Consider the following 13,799-nt stretch of genomic DNA (forward strand, 5'->3'; position numbering starts at 1 on the left):
GCGCCGCTTCGCGGTCAAGGACCCTTGACACTTGATCCTGTATGGCGAACCCGACGCAACTCTTGATAATACCTTGCTTTAGCGCGAAGAGTGTCAGGAATGTTTGTCTTGTCATGGTGGTCACCCCGGAGAACAAAGCGCTATCCGGGGTGACGGTGTTTGTGTAATTGCCGCTCAGTTCAGGTCGGCCTGCCGGTCTGAGCCGACTTCGCGCTCCGCCTCGGCGACCGCTTCCGTCAATGCGCCGAAGATCTCGCCGCCCCTGCCGACATTTTGCTGGAACCAGTCATAGACCGGGGTTGCGGCTTCCTTGAAGGCGGCCTTTTGCTCCGGGGTCGGGACGTAGAGGTCACCGCCGCCGGCAACAAATTCCTCATAGGCCTGGATGGACTTGCGCTTGGGCGAAGCGAATGTGGCCTGTTGCAGATTGTAGAATCCGTCGACTACCACACGGCGCAGGTCTTCCGGCATGGACAGGAAAGTCTCGTTGTTCATCCACCAGAGCGCACCCATATAGGCGTGGCCGTCGAGCGTGACATATTGCAGGCCCGCATCGGGAAACTTCATGCTCATGATGTCGGTGATGCCGTTCTTGGAGCCTTCGACCACGCCGGTCTGGAACGAGGTGAACAGCTCCGGCCACGGGATCGGGGTCGGGGACGCGCCGAGCGCCTTGACCAGTTCCTGCGGGAGATCGGCCACGACGGTGCGGATCTTCAGGCCTTCCATGTCGGCAGGCTCGGCGATCCGGCGCTGGGTATTGGCAAAATTGCGCCAGCCACCCGTGTTTCCGATGGTCATCAGGCGGATGGTGTTGCCACTGTCTTCCAGCGCCATGTCGCGCATCACACGGGTGAAGTCGCCCTGAAGCACATGTTCCGCGACCCGGTCGTCGGCCATCAGATAGGGCAGGTCGAGCACCTGGACGTAGGGAAAAATCCCCGAAGCGCCGCCGGACGTGGAAATGTAGATGTCGATATTGCCGTCGGCGACACCCTGCAGGCACTCCGCGCCGTTGGAGCACAGTTGCGTGCCGATGAAGAGCTCGACTTCGATCGCGCCGTTCGAGGCGGCCTCGACATAGTTCTTGAACACAACGAGGCCATCGTAATCCTCGTCGTTTTCGTTGGAATTGGCGGTGGCGCGCAGCGTGTAGTCGGCCGCAGCAGCGCTTAAAGAGGTTGCGGCAAGCAGTGCCGCCACTGTCAGGCATTTCAGGGTCGATTTGAGCATGAATAGTCCTCCCTTAAGCGCTCAAGTCAGTCGGCAAATCCGGTCAGGCGCGGAATTGTCATGGAAACCGCCGGGAAATAGGTGATCAGGAAGATCACGGCGATTTCCACGGCCAGAAACGGCAGGATCGCCTTGGCGATTGTCTCGACCTTTTCGCGCGACACGGAGGCCGCCACGAACAGCACCAGTCCCATGGGCGGCGTTGCCAGACCGATGGTCAGGTTGACGCTCATGATGATCGCGAAATGGATCGGGTCGACGCCAAGATCGGTAAAGATCGGCCCGAGGATCGGCCCCAGAATGATGATGGCCGGTCCCGCATCCAGAAACATGCCGACCACGAACAAAAGCAGATTGATCAGGAACAGCAGGATCAACGGGTTGTCGGACAGGCTCAGGATGAAGTCGGCCAGGATCTGGGGCGCGTAGGACAGGGACACCACCGTCTTGAACGCCATCGCTGCACCGACCAGAAGCAGCACCACGGCAGAGGTGATGCCCGCCCGGTTCAGAACGTCCGGGATTTCGCCCGGCTTCAGGGTCTTGAGCACAAAGACGCCGATGATCAGCGCATAGGCGACGGCAACGGCTGCCGCTTCTGTCGGCGTGAACACGCCACCCAGAATACCGCCCAGAATGATCACGGGAGTGAGGAGCGGGAAAAACGCCTTCAGGCTGGCCTGACCGCGTTCCTTCCAGCTGTGCTTGCGGCTTGCGACGGGAAAATCGTACCGGTCGGCGAGGATCTTGACCATGACCATCAGGCCGACGCCGACCATGACACCCGGCACGATGCCTGCGAGAAACAGGGCCGCGACGCTTTCGCCCATCACATAGGCATAGATGATCATGATGCCGCTTGGCGGGATGATCGGTCCGATCACCGAGGAGGCGGCAGTGATGGCGGCTGCGAACTTGCGGGTGTAGCCCTGTTTCTCCATCGCCGGGATCAGCATGGACCCAAGCGCGGACGTATCGGCAACTGCGGAGCCTGACAGCCCGGCAAACAGCATGGAGGACAGGACATTCACATGGGCGAGGCCGCCGCGCAGATGGCCCATCAGGGCTTGCGAGAATTCAACCAGCCGCAAGGTGATGCCGCCCTTGTTCATCAACTCGCCCGCCAGCATGAAAAACGGGATCGCCATCAGTGGAAAGCTGTCCATGCCGTTGTAGACATTGCGGTAGAGCAGGGTGATGTCGCGCTCCTGACCGTTGAGCCACAGCAAAATCCCGGGCGCGGCGAGCAGGCCGAAAAACACCGGCAGGCCGATGGTCAGGAACACGAGAAAGACCGGCAGGAACCAGATCAGCATTATTCTGCTCCCGCCATTTCCGCATCCGGGATGGCCGGGAGGCGTTTGCGGCCGCCGAACAGGCTGACCGCGCTTCTCAGGATCAGTTCAACATTGACAGAGATGAGCAAGACGACGCCGACCAGCAGCGAGGCCATCATCCAGCTGCGCGGAATCCGGTACCACTCGGAGAAGGTGGCAGTGGCCGGCAGGTAGAGCGATGCAGTTGCAAACCGGCCTCCGAAGCCGGTGACCTCCCGGTAGCCGATCTGAACCGCCACGACCAGAACGCTGAGGCAGACCAGCAACAGCAGGAGGTTCAGGACGGCTGCCACCTTGCGCGGAAGGGCCATGGGCAGCATGTCGATGGCGACAAAGCCGCCGCGCCGGAACGCGGTCGGGGCCATGAGACCGGTCATCCACAACATGCAAAAGCGGGCTGCTTCGTCGGGCCAGGGAAGGGCGTTGTTGAAGACATAGCGGAACACGACCTGGATCAGGATCGCGGCCACCATTGCGGCCATGGCAAGGATGCCTATCGCCCGCCCGATCTTCAGCAGGAATGCATTTATCCACCCAAGCGGAGTGATCACCGCCAGCATTGCGCCCATCTGGGCCCTCCCATTCACTACGGCGGCCGTTTCCCGGCCTGCCGCCCGGCGTGACTGGCTTCGTGTCAGTCCTTGTGCGCCAGTTGGCCGAATTTCCCGGCATAAAAGGTCAGCGCGTCTCCCTCGCGCATTTCCGCTCTCACCACCTTACCCAGAACAATCAGATGATCTCCACCCTCATATGCAGCCACCCGTTCACATTCGAACCGGGCGAGGCATTGTTCGATCAACGGAACGCCCTTGTCATTGAGCGTCACCTCCAGACCGTCAAAGGCATGGGCGTTTTGGGAAAAGCCGTGGCACAGCTCGGCTTGATGGTGGCTCAGGACATGGATTGCATAATGCTCTGCCGGTTCAAAATAGCGGAACCGGCGCGATCCCCGGGAAGGCGCCCACAGAACCAGAGGCGGGTCCAGAGAGACGGAGGAAAAGCTGTTGGCGGTCATGCCCACCGGTCCGTCGGGCGAATGGGTGGTAACGACCGTGACCCCGGTGGCAAAGCGTCCGAACGCATCGCGCAACAGCCTGGTGTTTTCCGGGTCCGGCGCGAAGGTCACGGGATGGTTGGACGTCTGCAATGTCATCAGGGCACCTCTTTGCCAAGGGCCGCCTCGTAAAGGCGGTACCAGGTTTCGCGGTCCATTTTGACGGTCATCGCCTCGGATATCCTGCCGATGCGCTCCAGATTGTTCGTCCCCAGAACGGGGATCAGCCCGGCTGGATGCGCCAGCAGGAAGGCAACGGCGACAGCTGCCCGGTCAACACCCTGACCGGCTGCGATCTCGTCAAGAACCGAGCCCAATTTGCCCTGATCCGACATCAGCGCGCCGCCGCCAAGCGGCGACCAGGCCATCAAATGCGTCCCCAACCTTTGATGGAAGGCAAGATCGCCATTGGTGAAGGGGCTGATCTCCGTGAGGCTGATTTCGATCTGGTTGGTCGCAAGACGGGCCGACATGGCCGACTGCAGCAGCTCCCAGTCCCAGGGGCGGAAATTGGACACGCCGACCGCGCGGACCTTGCCGCTCTTGACCAGATCATCAAGGACAGCGCCGGTCTCATGGTGATCCATCAGCGGGTCGGGCCGGTGGATCAGCAGCAGGTCGATGGTGTCGATCGCCATCTCGCGCAAGGACGTTTCGACCGACTTTTCGATATGTGCGCGGGAGGTGTCATAGTGCTTCACCGTCGCAGACGCATAGCGGCCCATGGGCGCGATGATGTCGCATTTGGTGACAATCTCCATACGATGCCGCAAGCCGGGGTTTGCCTTCAGGGCGGCCCCCAGCAGGGTTTCGGCCTGATAGCCGCCATAAATATCGGCTTGATCGAAGGTGGTGATCCCCTGGTCCAGACAGGCCTGGATCTTGGCCTCCACATGGGCGGCGGAGGTGTCGCTGTCGTCACCGAGGCGCCACATGCCATAAACCAGACGGCTGAAGTCCAGATCAGGGGTCAGGGAAAGACGTTGCATCAGCGGCGTACTCCATTGCCGAGCGGGGTGTCGGGGGTCTCAGGCGGCACGCGGCCATAGGCGTGGGGAAGGGAGGCTGTCTTCAGGTTCGGCATCACGCGGGTGCCGAAGTGTTCAGCCTCCTCAATATGCGGGTAACCGGAGAAGATAAAGGCCCGTATCCCCATCTTTTGATAGGCCTCGATCCTGGAGAGGACCTGATCCGTCGACCCGACCAGTGCCGCACCGCAGCCCGAGCGCGCACGGCCGACGCCGGTCCACAGGTTCTGTTCGATGTAGCCGTGGCCGTCGGCGATCTCGCGGTTCCGGCTCTGGTGGCTCACGCCCAGAGACTTGGCATCAAGTGCACGTTCGCGGATCGCCTTGCCCTGGCCGTCATCGAGCCTGGAGACGATGTAATCGGCATAGTCGCGTGCCTCTTGCTCGGTGTCGCGCACGATCATGTGCACGCGCAAACCATAGTCGAGCGTGCGGCCATGTTTTTCGGCCACCGCGTGCACCGCCTTCATGCGGCCTTCCAGCTCCTCGATCCTTTCCGGCCACATCAGATAGACGTCGCAATACTCGCCGCACAGGTCCAGCGCGTCAGGGGAATAACCACCGAAATAAAGCAACGGACCGCCGGTCTGATACGGCTTTGCCGGGCCGGTGCTCAGCCCCTTGAACGAATAGACCGGACCGTCATGGTTGATCTCGTCTTGCGTCCAGGCCTGCTTCAGGATCTGCACCACTTCGCGGGACCGCTGGTAGCGATGGGCGCTGTTGGCGTCCTCCCCGGGGAAGTTGGAGGAGATGATGTTGACCGTCAGGCGGCCCTTCAGCATGTGGTCGAGGGTTGCAATGGTACGCGCCAGCATGATCGGCTGCATCTCGCCGCAGCGCACCGCTGCAAGCATGTTGATGCTGTTCGTGATCGGGGCGCAGCCGGCCACGAAGGACAAGGTGTCCTGGCCGACCTGATAGGACGAGGGGCATAGTATGTTCCGGAAGCCTTGGGCTTCCGCTTTTTTGACAATATCTGAGCAATGCTCCCACGAAGAGCGCAAATGGCCTTCCGGGACCCCGAGGAACTGATAGTCGTCGGAGCAAAGCGCGGCGAACCACGACACTTCCGCACCTTCCAGATCCGGTGACGTGACCGGGACGACGGTCATGCAGTTCTCCCTGAAACCGTTGCTGTTTTCTCTTGCGTACCATCGGTATTGATGTAAATCAATAGTGTATCAATTTTTCACGGACAGGGTGGCGCAGGCCGATGAAGCCGTCTTCCCAAAACGCAAATGCCCTGCCGATCTATGTGCAGGTCAGCGAGCTTCTGATCCGCGATATCGCGGCCGGACGGCTGATTGCAGGAGAGCGCCTGCCGCCCGAGCGCGACATGGCCAATGATCTCGGAATCTCTGTGGGCACCTTGCGCAAGGCGCTGGCGGAGCTCACGGGCAAGGGTCTTCTGGAGCGGGTGCAGGGGTCGGGAAACTACATCCGGCAGGCGGGCCCGGCTGAAAGTGTTTATGGTATGTTCCGTCTGGAGCTGCCCTCCGGCGGCGGTTTGCCGAAAGCGGATATCCTGAATGTCTGCGTCATGGACAAGCCCGCAGACTTGAAGCCGTTTGGCACCAGTGACGAGGGCACGCGGGTCCGGCGGTTGCGCTACCTGAACGATGTCATCATCGCGGTTGAGGAGATCTGGCTTGACGGAAGTCAGGGAAAGCTGAGCGCGGACCAGATCTCAGACTCGCTTTATCATACCTATCAAAAGCAACTGGGGTTCTGGATCACAAGGGCCGAGGACCGGGTCGGGATTGGCGCGGTACCGGATTGGGCGCCGTCCGCCTTTCCAAAAGAGAGTGGAACAATCACCGGTTATATCGAGCGGTTGAGCTGGTCCGACCGGCCGGAGCCGGTCGAGTTTTCAAAGACATGGTTCGATCCTGACCGGGCACTTTACGTGCAGCGCCTCAAATAGAGAAAATGAAAAACCCAGGGAGCGGGGAATGTCGGCAAGGGTGAACTATGGCGTGATCGGGTGCGGGATGATGGGGCAGGAGCACTTGCGTAACATTGCGCTCCTGCCCGGAACCCGGATCAGCGCGATTCACGAGCCGGATGCAGGCATGGCAGCCCTTGCCGCCGGACTTGCGCCGTATGCCCGGATGGCCGGATCGCTGGAGGATCTGCTTGAGGTGCCGGAGCTCGATTGTCTTCTGATCTCAAGCCCGAATCATCTTCACGTCGCTCAGATGGAGCATATCGCCCGGACCCGGCCGCTGCCGCTGCTGGTCGAAAAGCCGCTGTGTACCGATCCGGCCGATCTGGCTCGTCTTGAAACGTTTCGTGACAGCTATCCCGCTCCGGTCTGGGTGGCGATGGAATACCGCTACATGCCGCCGATAGCAGCGCTGATCAATCAGGCAGCCCAAGCGACCGGCGGGATCGCGATGCTGACGATCCGCGAGCACCGCTATCCGTTTCTGGACAAGGTCGGCGCCTGGAACCGGTTCAACCGTTATTCCGGCGGCACATTCGTTGAAAAATGCTGCCACTTCTTTGATCTGATGCGGCTGATCCTGCAATCGGAGCCGGTGCGGATCATGGCGTCTGGCGGGCAGGCGGCCAATCACCTGGCTGAACGCTATCACGGTGAAACACCGGACGTGTTCGACCATGGGTATGTGATCGTTGACTTCGAGAGTGGCGCGCGTTCCATGCTCGAACTTTGCATGTTTGCCGAAGGCGCACGCTATCAGGAGGAAATCTCGGCGGTCGGGCCTGCGGGAAAGATCGAGGCGCTTGTGCCCGGCCCGGGCCGCTTCTGGCCTGCGGATCAGGGCCCGCCTCCGGTGCCGCAAGTAATCGTGTCACCGCGCCATCCAAAAGCGCCCCGGCCACTTGATGTCCCGGTCGATCCAAGGCTTCTGGAAGTGGGGGACCATAACGGGTCAACCTACTATCAGCACGAAAGGTTTTTGGCATTGGTCCGGGGCGTAACAGCTACGCCGGAGGTCTCCATCGAAGATGGCTGGCGGGCGGTCGCCATGGGATTGGCGGCGCAAACCTCAATGCAAACCGGACAGGCTGTTATCCTGCACCCGGATCGGCTGTCGCCGGTTGCTTGACGCCGGACAACAATGACCGGGTCACCCTCCATACGCCAAAATATGGCCGACGGAGGGTGCCTCAGCTGACTTTTGCCGTTTACAGAGACGGAAGCCCTAGATCGAGGACAGGATTGCCGCCTGCTCGACATTCGGCAGGACGCCATGCTCCCAGCCGCCGACCACCAGCTCTCCGGCTTTTGCCTTGAGGGCGGCTGCGACTTGGCCGTTGAAATGGGCATCAACGCCGGACTGGTCCTTAAAGCCATCATTGATGGTGAAAGTGTCGGTGCCGATGCGTGTTGCGTACCAAAACAAGGTTGCAGGTTCAGTTGCTGCCACAAGTTTGGCTGCTCCCGACAGAAGGTCCGAGAGTTCCTCTTCCTTTCCGGACACCGCTTTCATGGTGATTTTTATGGATATGTGAGGGGTTTCACTGCTCATTGGTTTTCTCCTGCGATAACCCTCCCGCATAAGACATTGAGTGAATATTTGGAAAATCAAGAATGTCTGTGGGGGTTTCCGGGGTTTTCGGGCAACTCCGGAAAACGGGTGCGTTTTTTAGGTTGTGCCGGAGCTTCTGTATTACCTTTGGTAATGTGATGGAATGGTGTTTGTATCGCTGTATCTATTAACCTGGGTATATCTGCAGATCTGAAGGCGGACTGGTCAAAAAAAACCGTTAGGCATGCACGCCCAAATTGACGTAACGTCTTCCTGCTGTTCGAGGACCCGTCAAGAGGTTCACCATTTTGCTGCATCCCGACAAACGCGACGCCCAAACCGCGCGGGAGCATCAGGGGAGAGCCATTATCCCATGAAGAAGCTCGTTGCCATCATCGTGTCCGGTTGTGTCGCATTACAGACCGTTTTGCTGGAGGGGGCCTTTGCTGCCCCGGCCGTGACCACCGCCAATGTCAACTTCCGGCAGGGGCCCGGGACAGGCTATGGATCCTTCGGCACCATACCGAATGGCAGCCCTGTAGAGTTGGGTGAATGCAATGACACCGGCAGTTGGTGCTCGGTCTCGTTCAACGGTCAAAACGGTTTCGTTTCCGGCAACTATCTCCAGCTTACCGAGCCGGAACAAACCACCGGATGGCCGCGCAGCTATGAAACGCCGGCGGGGGCGACCCTGATCCTGTATCAGCCGCAGTTCACCGAGTGGGAGAATTTCAAGACCGTCAAGGCGTTGATTGCCGCCGAATACGTGGTGGGTGACAAGGACAACCCTGTGTTCGGCGTGGTCGGAATTTCCGGCGACACCCAGGCGGACACGGAAAACGGTGAGGTCGTGGTCAGCGACATTCAGGTGACCCAACTTGATTTCTCGGCGCTTGATCGCACGGCCCTGTCCGATCTGTCTCTGGAAATCGGCAAGATCATGCCGACCGGGTCAATCACGATCAAGGAGGACCGGATCACGGCCGGTCTTGCCGAATACAAGCGCATGGAAGATGTGCAAGGGCTCGACAGCACCGCCCCGCCGATTTTTGTCAGCATGGATCCCGCAATCCTTGTCCAGACCGATGGCGAGGCGATCACGGCCCCGGTCAAGGGCGATCAGGGTCTGAGTTTCATCGTCAATACCAATTGGGATATCCTGAAGACAGGGGACGGGACTTTCTACTTGCGGGATGACAAGTCTTGGATGAGCAGCAAAGAGCTTGCGAGCGGATGGCAGCCTGCCGAAACGCTGCCCGGCACCATCACCAATCTGCCGGATGACGACAACTGGAAGGATGCCCGCGAGGCGGTCCCGCCACAGCCATTCCCGGACAATCAGGCTCCGAAAGTCATTTATTCGGACAAGCCTGCGGAAATGATCGTGTTTGATGGTCAGCCGAAGCTTGAGCCGGTCAAGGGCACGGGGCTTGAATGGGCGTCGAACACCGACAGCGATGTGTTTTTCGAAAAATCGACTTCCACCTGGTACATTCTGGTGTCGGGCCGATGGTTCAAGTCCGCATCTCTGGAAGGGCCGTGGACATTCACCACGCCCGACTTGCCGGGTGATTTTCAGAATATACCGGAAGATGCGCCCTATTATTCGGTGCGGTCTTCGGTGCCGAATACATCCGAGGCCGAACAGGCACGTTTGAAAGCCAGCATTCCGACGACTGCAAGGGTGGAGCTCGGGTCGGTCACGCCGGAAGTCGCTTATGCAGGTGATCCGGAATTCAATCCCATTGACGGCACGTCGATGTCCTATGCGGTCAATACTAGTGAGCAGGTGATCGAGGTCGCGGGCAAATACTATGTGCTTCAAAATGGCGTCTGGTTTGTCGGTGATACGCCACAGGGGCCTTTTGAAGTCGCCACTTCGGTGCCGGAGGAGATCTATACGATCCCGCCGGAATCACCCGTTTACAACGTGACCTACGTGCGGGTGTACGAAACCGAGCCGGATGCCGTCTGGTACGGCTACACGATGGGGTATCTTACCGGATTTCTGGCCTGGGGTGTTCTTGTCTATGGCACTGGCTACTGGTACCGGCCGTGGTACCGTCCCGGATACCGGCCGATCTACTATCCGCGCCCGGTCACCTACGGCATCGGCGCGTTCTATAATCCCGTGCGTGGAGCCTATGGCCGTTATGGATACGCCTACGGACCCATGCGCGGTATTGCCGGCGGCGGGATCTACAATCCGCGCACCGGTGGCTATATCCGTGGAGCTGCGATCAGCGGGCCGCGCGGCAGTGCCGGGTTCATCACAGCTTACAATCCGCGCACAGGAAACCGGGTTGTGGCCGGTGGTGCGCGGGGCATCTACGGTTCATGGGGCGGTGGTGTTGTTCGTGGGCCTGAATGGGCCCGAACCCGCGATATCCAGCGAGGCGCGGCGCAGCGCTGGCGTCAGGACGGTGGCCGGGCTGTCTCACTGGACCGCAGAGGTGACGTTTTTGCCGGGCGGAACGGGTCGGTCTACCGGCGTGAAGGCGAAAACTGGCAACGGTTTGAGGGCGGGCGCTGGTCGGATGTCGACCGGCCAAGCCGCGACGAGCTGCGTGACCGGTCAGGTGACCTTGGCGGCGGCAATCTGGGCTCCGGAAATCTGGGTGCGGCGCTGGGCGGAGCGGCAGCCGGTGCAGGCGTGGGGGCGGCGATTGCAAACCGTCCTGCCGGTGACCGGATCCAGAACCGTCCGGCGGGTGACAGGCCCAATGTAAACCGGCCCAGCAACAACAGGCCGGCAAACCAGCCTGCTGGCAATCGCCCGAATGTCAACCGGCCGGCACAACAACCGAATGTAACGCGTCCGGCGAACCGGCCAGCACAGCAGCGGCCGTCAACGCGCCCTGCGCAGAGGCATCAGGCTCCGGCGCATCTGAACCGTGACCGGAAGTCCCGGCAGGCAGGCAACCGGCAAGTGCAACGTCAACGCAACGTCAAGCAATCCAGGCCTCAATCCCGGCCGCAAAACCGGGGCGGCGGCAATCGTGGCGGCGGACGGGTCCAGCGCAGGCGGTGATCAGGGGCCGGACGGTCAGATGGGAATATCCCGGGAATCGGCAATCGCCTCCATGGTCATGTAGGAGGTGACCGTTTCCAGGTCGATCCGCTCGATCAGCCGCTGATAGATCCGGTCGAAGGCGTTCATGTCTTCGGCCATGATCTTCAGCATGTAGTCGTAGTCGCCTGCGACCCGGTAGAAATCGATCACATTCGGGATCGCCAGAACCTCGCGCCGGAAGGTCTCCAGCCAGTCTTTCGAGTGATGCCGTGTGCGTACCATTACGAAAACGGTCAGGTTGAGGCCGACATCGGCGGGGTCTATCCGGATTGTGTGGGCCTGTATCAGGCCGCATTCGTTGAGAGCTTTCAGCCGCCGCCAGCAGGCGTTCTGGGACAGACCGACCGTTTCGGCCAGCTCCCGTTGCGACAGCCGCGCGTCCCTTTGGAGGGCGCGGAGCAGTGCACGGTCAATATGATCGAATTTTTGTTCCATGTTGGTTCAAATGACACAAAGATAGCAAATCAACAATCGAATTAAGTGATGATGTCATATCTGAAGTGGTCATATGATCCCGGTCAAGAGTTCTGGAGGGGTCAATGACAACAAGACACGCATCACCACTGGATCATTTCAAGGACGGCCTTAAGGGACCGGACCTGATCGGCCGCCTGCGCCAGGGCCTGATCGGGGAAGGTGTCGAGATCGAGGGTCCCTTCGGACCGAAACCCCTGATCTATGCGGACTATGTCGCCTCCGGCCGCGCCTTGCGTCAGGTTGAAGACTTTGTGATGGACAATGTCCTGCCCTTTTACGCCAACAGCCACACGGAAGCGTCCTATTGCGGCAGCTACATGACCCGGCTGCGCGAAAACGCGCGCGCTGAAATTGCCCGGTGTTGCGGCGCAGACGACAATTATGCCGTTGTTTTCACCGGCTCCGGTGCCACGGCCGGGTTAAACCGTCTCGTTCATCTTCTGGGCGTGCGCGACGCTGTTGCGAGCGGCGGCACCCCCTTGGTCCTGATCGGTCCCTACGAACATCACTCCAACATTTTGCCATGGCGGGAAAGCGGGGCAGAAGTCATCGAGATCGGCGAAGCCGAAGCGGGCGGTCCGGATCTGGACGTGCTCGAACGGCATCTGATGGCGGCAAAGGGCCGTTTGGTTGTCGGTTCCTTTTCGCTCATGTCGAATGTCACCGGCATCGTGACCGATGCTGACGCGGTGTCACGCATCCTGAAGCAGCACGGGGCGTTGAGCGTCTGGGACTGCGCCGGAAGCGGACCCTATCTGCCCATCGACATGAAGCCGGGGACGGATGTGGAAAAGGATGCCGTTGTTGTCTCCGCCCACAAGTTTCCGGGCGGCCCGGGAGCGTCCGGGGTCATGGTTGTGCGCAAAGGGGCTGTTGCGAGCAATGTTCCGGCCGTTCCGGGGGGCGGCACCGTCCGGTTCGTCTCGCCCTGGGCGCATGATTACAGCGGCAATGTTGCCGCGCGCGAAGAAGCCGGCACGCCGAATGTGGTTGGCGATATACGAGCAGCGCTTGTGTTTCTGGTCAAGGAAGCGATTGGTCAGGCCCGTCTCGACGACCGTCACCGGCAATTGCGCGAGAGGGCAATTGAGGCCTGGGGAAACAATCCGGCGATCGAAATCATGGGCAACCAAGGGGCAGACCGGCCCTTGCCGATCTTTTCGTTCCGTGTCCGGGATGCGCGGACCGGCGGGTATGTGCACCAGCAACTGGTCACGCGCATGCTCTCCGACGGGTTCGGCATTCAGGCACGCGGTGGATGCGCCTGTGCGGGGCCGTATGCCCATCGGCTTCTGGATCTGACTGAAGCCGAATCAGAAGATATCCGCGAAAAGATCCTGAGTGGCGAGGAGATTCTGAAACCGGGCTGGACCCGTTTGAACCTCAGTGCCTTGATGAGCGATGAAAAAGCCGCATATGTGATCAAGAGCGTTGACCGGCTCGCGCGCGAGCCTTACCCGATGTGCCTGTCCTATGTGTGCGACGAAACCACCGCACGTTTCAAAGTCATGGAAGAAGAAGCCGCCTGATGTGCAGATGGGCTGCCTGGAGCGGGGCTCCGAGATATCTTGAAGAACTGATTTGCGATCCCGAACATTCCTTGATCGAGCAGAGCAAGCACGCGACCAGTTGCAAGACCGCCGTGAATGCCGACGGTTTCGGGGCGGCTTGGTATGACGACCGCCTGACCCCTTGCGTTTACAAGGATGTCCGTCCGGCCTGGTCGGACCCTAATCTTTTGCAGCTCGCCCATCATGTGAAGGCTCCGGTGTTTCTGGCCCATGTGCGCGCCTCCACGGGCACCGCCACATCGCGGGACAATTGCCATCCCTTCACCTATGGCCGATGGAGCTTCATGCATAACGGTCAGATCGGCGGCTACGACCGGATTCGGCGCCGGGTCGACAACATGATCCCGGACGCGTTCTACGACCACCGCACGGGCGGGACCGACAGCGAGGCGGTTTTTTTGATCGCTCTCGGCTACGGTCTTGAGAATGAGCCGGTTGCGGCCATGGCTCGTGCGGTGGCTGAACTGGAAGCCCTCGCGGTTGATCGTGGTGGCCGGCCGGCGATGCGCTTTGCCGCCTGCTGGTC

Annotated in this window: 13 protein-coding genes; 5 read left to right on the forward strand and 8 right to left on the reverse strand. The window is 60.3% G+C overall.

Going from position 1 to position 13,799, the window contains the following annotated elements:
• Positions 1 to 174: 174 nt before the first annotated feature.
• The 6 genes from dctP to E1297_RS09125 all read right to left on the reverse strand — a co-directional run bounded on the left by dctP (position 175) and on the right by E1297_RS09125 (position 5,767).
• Complete coding sequence (gene dctP, locus E1297_RS09100) at positions 175 to 1,233, reverse strand: TRAP transporter substrate-binding protein DctP (RefSeq protein ID WP_155136912.1); 1,059 nt, start codon at positions 1,231 to 1,233, stop codon at positions 175 to 177.
• Positions 1,234 to 1,259: 26 nt separating this feature from the next.
• A complete protein-coding gene (locus tag E1297_RS09105) occupies positions 1,260 to 2,549 on the reverse strand; it encodes a TRAP transporter large permease (RefSeq protein WP_155136915.1) in 1,290 nt (429 codons plus the stop codon).
• Positions 2,549 to 3,139: a TRAP transporter small permease gene (locus tag E1297_RS09110; protein ID WP_155136918.1), complete on the reverse strand. Its 591-nt coding sequence runs from the start codon at positions 3,137 to 3,139 to the stop codon at positions 2,549 to 2,551. The genes E1297_RS09105 and E1297_RS09110 overlap by 1 nt, the downstream gene beginning before the upstream one ends.
• 65 nt (positions 3,140 to 3,204) lie before the next feature.
• Positions 3,205 to 3,723 (reverse strand): flavin reductase family protein, encoded by a 519-nt coding sequence (locus tag E1297_RS09115; RefSeq protein WP_155136921.1) that lies wholly within the window; start codon positions 3,721 to 3,723, stop codon positions 3,205 to 3,207.
• Positions 3,723 to 4,613: an aldo/keto reductase family oxidoreductase gene (locus tag E1297_RS09120; protein WP_155136924.1), complete on the reverse strand. Its 891-nt coding sequence runs from the start codon at positions 4,611 to 4,613 to the stop codon at positions 3,723 to 3,725. The genes E1297_RS09115 and E1297_RS09120 overlap by 1 nt, the downstream gene beginning before the upstream one ends.
• On the reverse strand, positions 4,613 to 5,767 hold the full coding sequence (locus E1297_RS09125) for an LLM class flavin-dependent oxidoreductase (protein ID WP_155136927.1): 1,155 nt from the start codon (positions 5,765 to 5,767) through the stop codon (positions 4,613 to 4,615). The genes E1297_RS09120 and E1297_RS09125 overlap by 1 nt, the downstream gene beginning before the upstream one ends.
• Before the next feature lie 101 nt (positions 5,768 to 5,868).
• Here E1297_RS09125 and E1297_RS09130 point away from each other — a divergent pair, with 101 nt between their 5' ends.
• Together E1297_RS09130 and E1297_RS09135 are read left to right on the forward strand one after the other, a co-directional pair.
• Positions 5,869 to 6,579: a GntR family transcriptional regulator gene (locus E1297_RS09130; protein WP_155136930.1), complete on the forward strand. Its 711-nt coding sequence runs from the start codon at positions 5,869 to 5,871 to the stop codon at positions 6,577 to 6,579.
• A gap of 28 nt (positions 6,580 to 6,607) precedes the next feature.
• Positions 6,608 to 7,729 carry a Gfo/Idh/MocA family protein gene (locus E1297_RS09135; protein WP_155136933.1) on the forward strand — a complete coding sequence of 374 codons (1,122 nt, stop codon included), beginning with the start codon at positions 6,608 to 6,610 and terminating at the stop codon, positions 7,727 to 7,729.
• 96 nt (positions 7,730 to 7,825) lie between these two features.
• On the opposite strand, the gene E1297_RS09140 is transcribed toward E1297_RS09135, so the two are convergent.
• A complete protein-coding gene (locus E1297_RS09140) occupies positions 7,826 to 8,152 on the reverse strand; it encodes a putative quinol monooxygenase (protein ID WP_155136936.1) in 327 nt (108 codons plus the stop codon).
• A 373-nt stretch (positions 8,153 to 8,525) separates the two neighbouring features.
• On the opposite strand from E1297_RS09140, the gene E1297_RS09145 reads away from it, so the two are divergent.
• Positions 8,526 to 11,183: an SH3 domain-containing protein gene (locus tag E1297_RS09145; RefSeq protein ID WP_155136939.1), complete on the forward strand. Its 2,658-nt coding sequence runs from the start codon at positions 8,526 to 8,528 to the stop codon at positions 11,181 to 11,183.
• Positions 11,184 to 11,198: 15 nt separating this feature from the next.
• Here E1297_RS09145 and E1297_RS09150 read toward each other — a convergent pair whose 3' ends face one another.
• Complete coding sequence (locus E1297_RS09150; RefSeq protein WP_155136942.1) at positions 11,199 to 11,660, reverse strand: Lrp/AsnC family transcriptional regulator; 462 nt, start codon at positions 11,658 to 11,660, stop codon at positions 11,199 to 11,201.
• A 104-nt stretch (positions 11,661 to 11,764) separates the two neighbouring features.
• On the opposite strand from E1297_RS09150, the gene E1297_RS09155 reads away from it, so the two are divergent.
• Positions 11,765 to 13,231 carry an aminotransferase class V-fold PLP-dependent enzyme gene (locus E1297_RS09155; protein ID WP_155136945.1) on the forward strand — a complete coding sequence of 489 codons (1,467 nt, stop codon included), beginning with the start codon at positions 11,765 to 11,767 and terminating at the stop codon, positions 13,229 to 13,231.
• The coding region (locus E1297_RS09160; RefSeq protein WP_155136948.1) for a class II glutamine amidotransferase at positions 13,231 to 13,799 on the forward strand (569 nt) is incomplete at its 3' end. The genes E1297_RS09155 and E1297_RS09160, both read left to right, overlap by 1 nt.

The organism is Roseibium sp. RKSG952, assembly GCF_009711355.1.

Bases quoted from the DNA above. Each gene is read 5' to 3' on its own strand.
- E1297_RS09145 (WP_155136939.1), top strand. From the start codon at position 8,526: ATGAAGAAGCTCGTTGCCATCATCGTGTCCGGTTGTGTCGCATTACAG.
- E1297_RS09105 (WP_155136915.1), bottom strand. From the start codon at position 2,549: ATGCTGATCTGGTTCCTGCCGGTCTTTCTCGTGTTCCTGACCATCGGC.
- E1297_RS09150 (WP_155136942.1), bottom strand. From the start codon at position 11,660: ATGGAACAAAAATTCGATCATATTGACCGTGCACTGCTCCGCGCCCTC.
- E1297_RS09155 (WP_155136945.1), top strand. From the start codon at position 11,765: ATGACAACAAGACACGCATCACCACTGGATCATTTCAAGGACGGCCTT.
- E1297_RS09125 (WP_155136927.1), bottom strand. From the start codon at position 5,767: ATGACCGTCGTCCCGGTCACGTCACCGGATCTGGAAGGTGCGGAAGTG.
- E1297_RS09120 (WP_155136924.1), bottom strand. From the start codon at position 4,613: ATGCAACGTCTTTCCCTGACCCCTGATCTGGACTTCAGCCGTCTGGTT.
- E1297_RS09135 (WP_155136933.1), top strand. From the start codon at position 6,608: ATGTCGGCAAGGGTGAACTATGGCGTGATCGGGTGCGGGATGATGGGG.
- E1297_RS09115 (WP_155136921.1), bottom strand. From the start codon at position 3,723: ATGACATTGCAGACGTCCAACCATCCCGTGACCTTCGCGCCGGACCCG.
- E1297_RS09110 (WP_155136918.1), bottom strand. From the start codon at position 3,139: ATGGGCGCAATGCTGGCGGTGATCACTCCGCTTGGGTGGATAAATGCA.
- E1297_RS09130 (WP_155136930.1), top strand. From the start codon at position 5,869: ATGAAGCCGTCTTCCCAAAACGCAAATGCCCTGCCGATCTATGTGCAG.
- dctP (WP_155136912.1), bottom strand. From the start codon at position 1,233: ATGCTCAAATCGACCCTGAAATGCCTGACAGTGGCGGCACTGCTTGCC.
- E1297_RS09140 (WP_155136936.1), bottom strand. From the start codon at position 8,152: ATGAGCAGTGAAACCCCTCACATATCCATAAAAATCACCATGAAAGCG.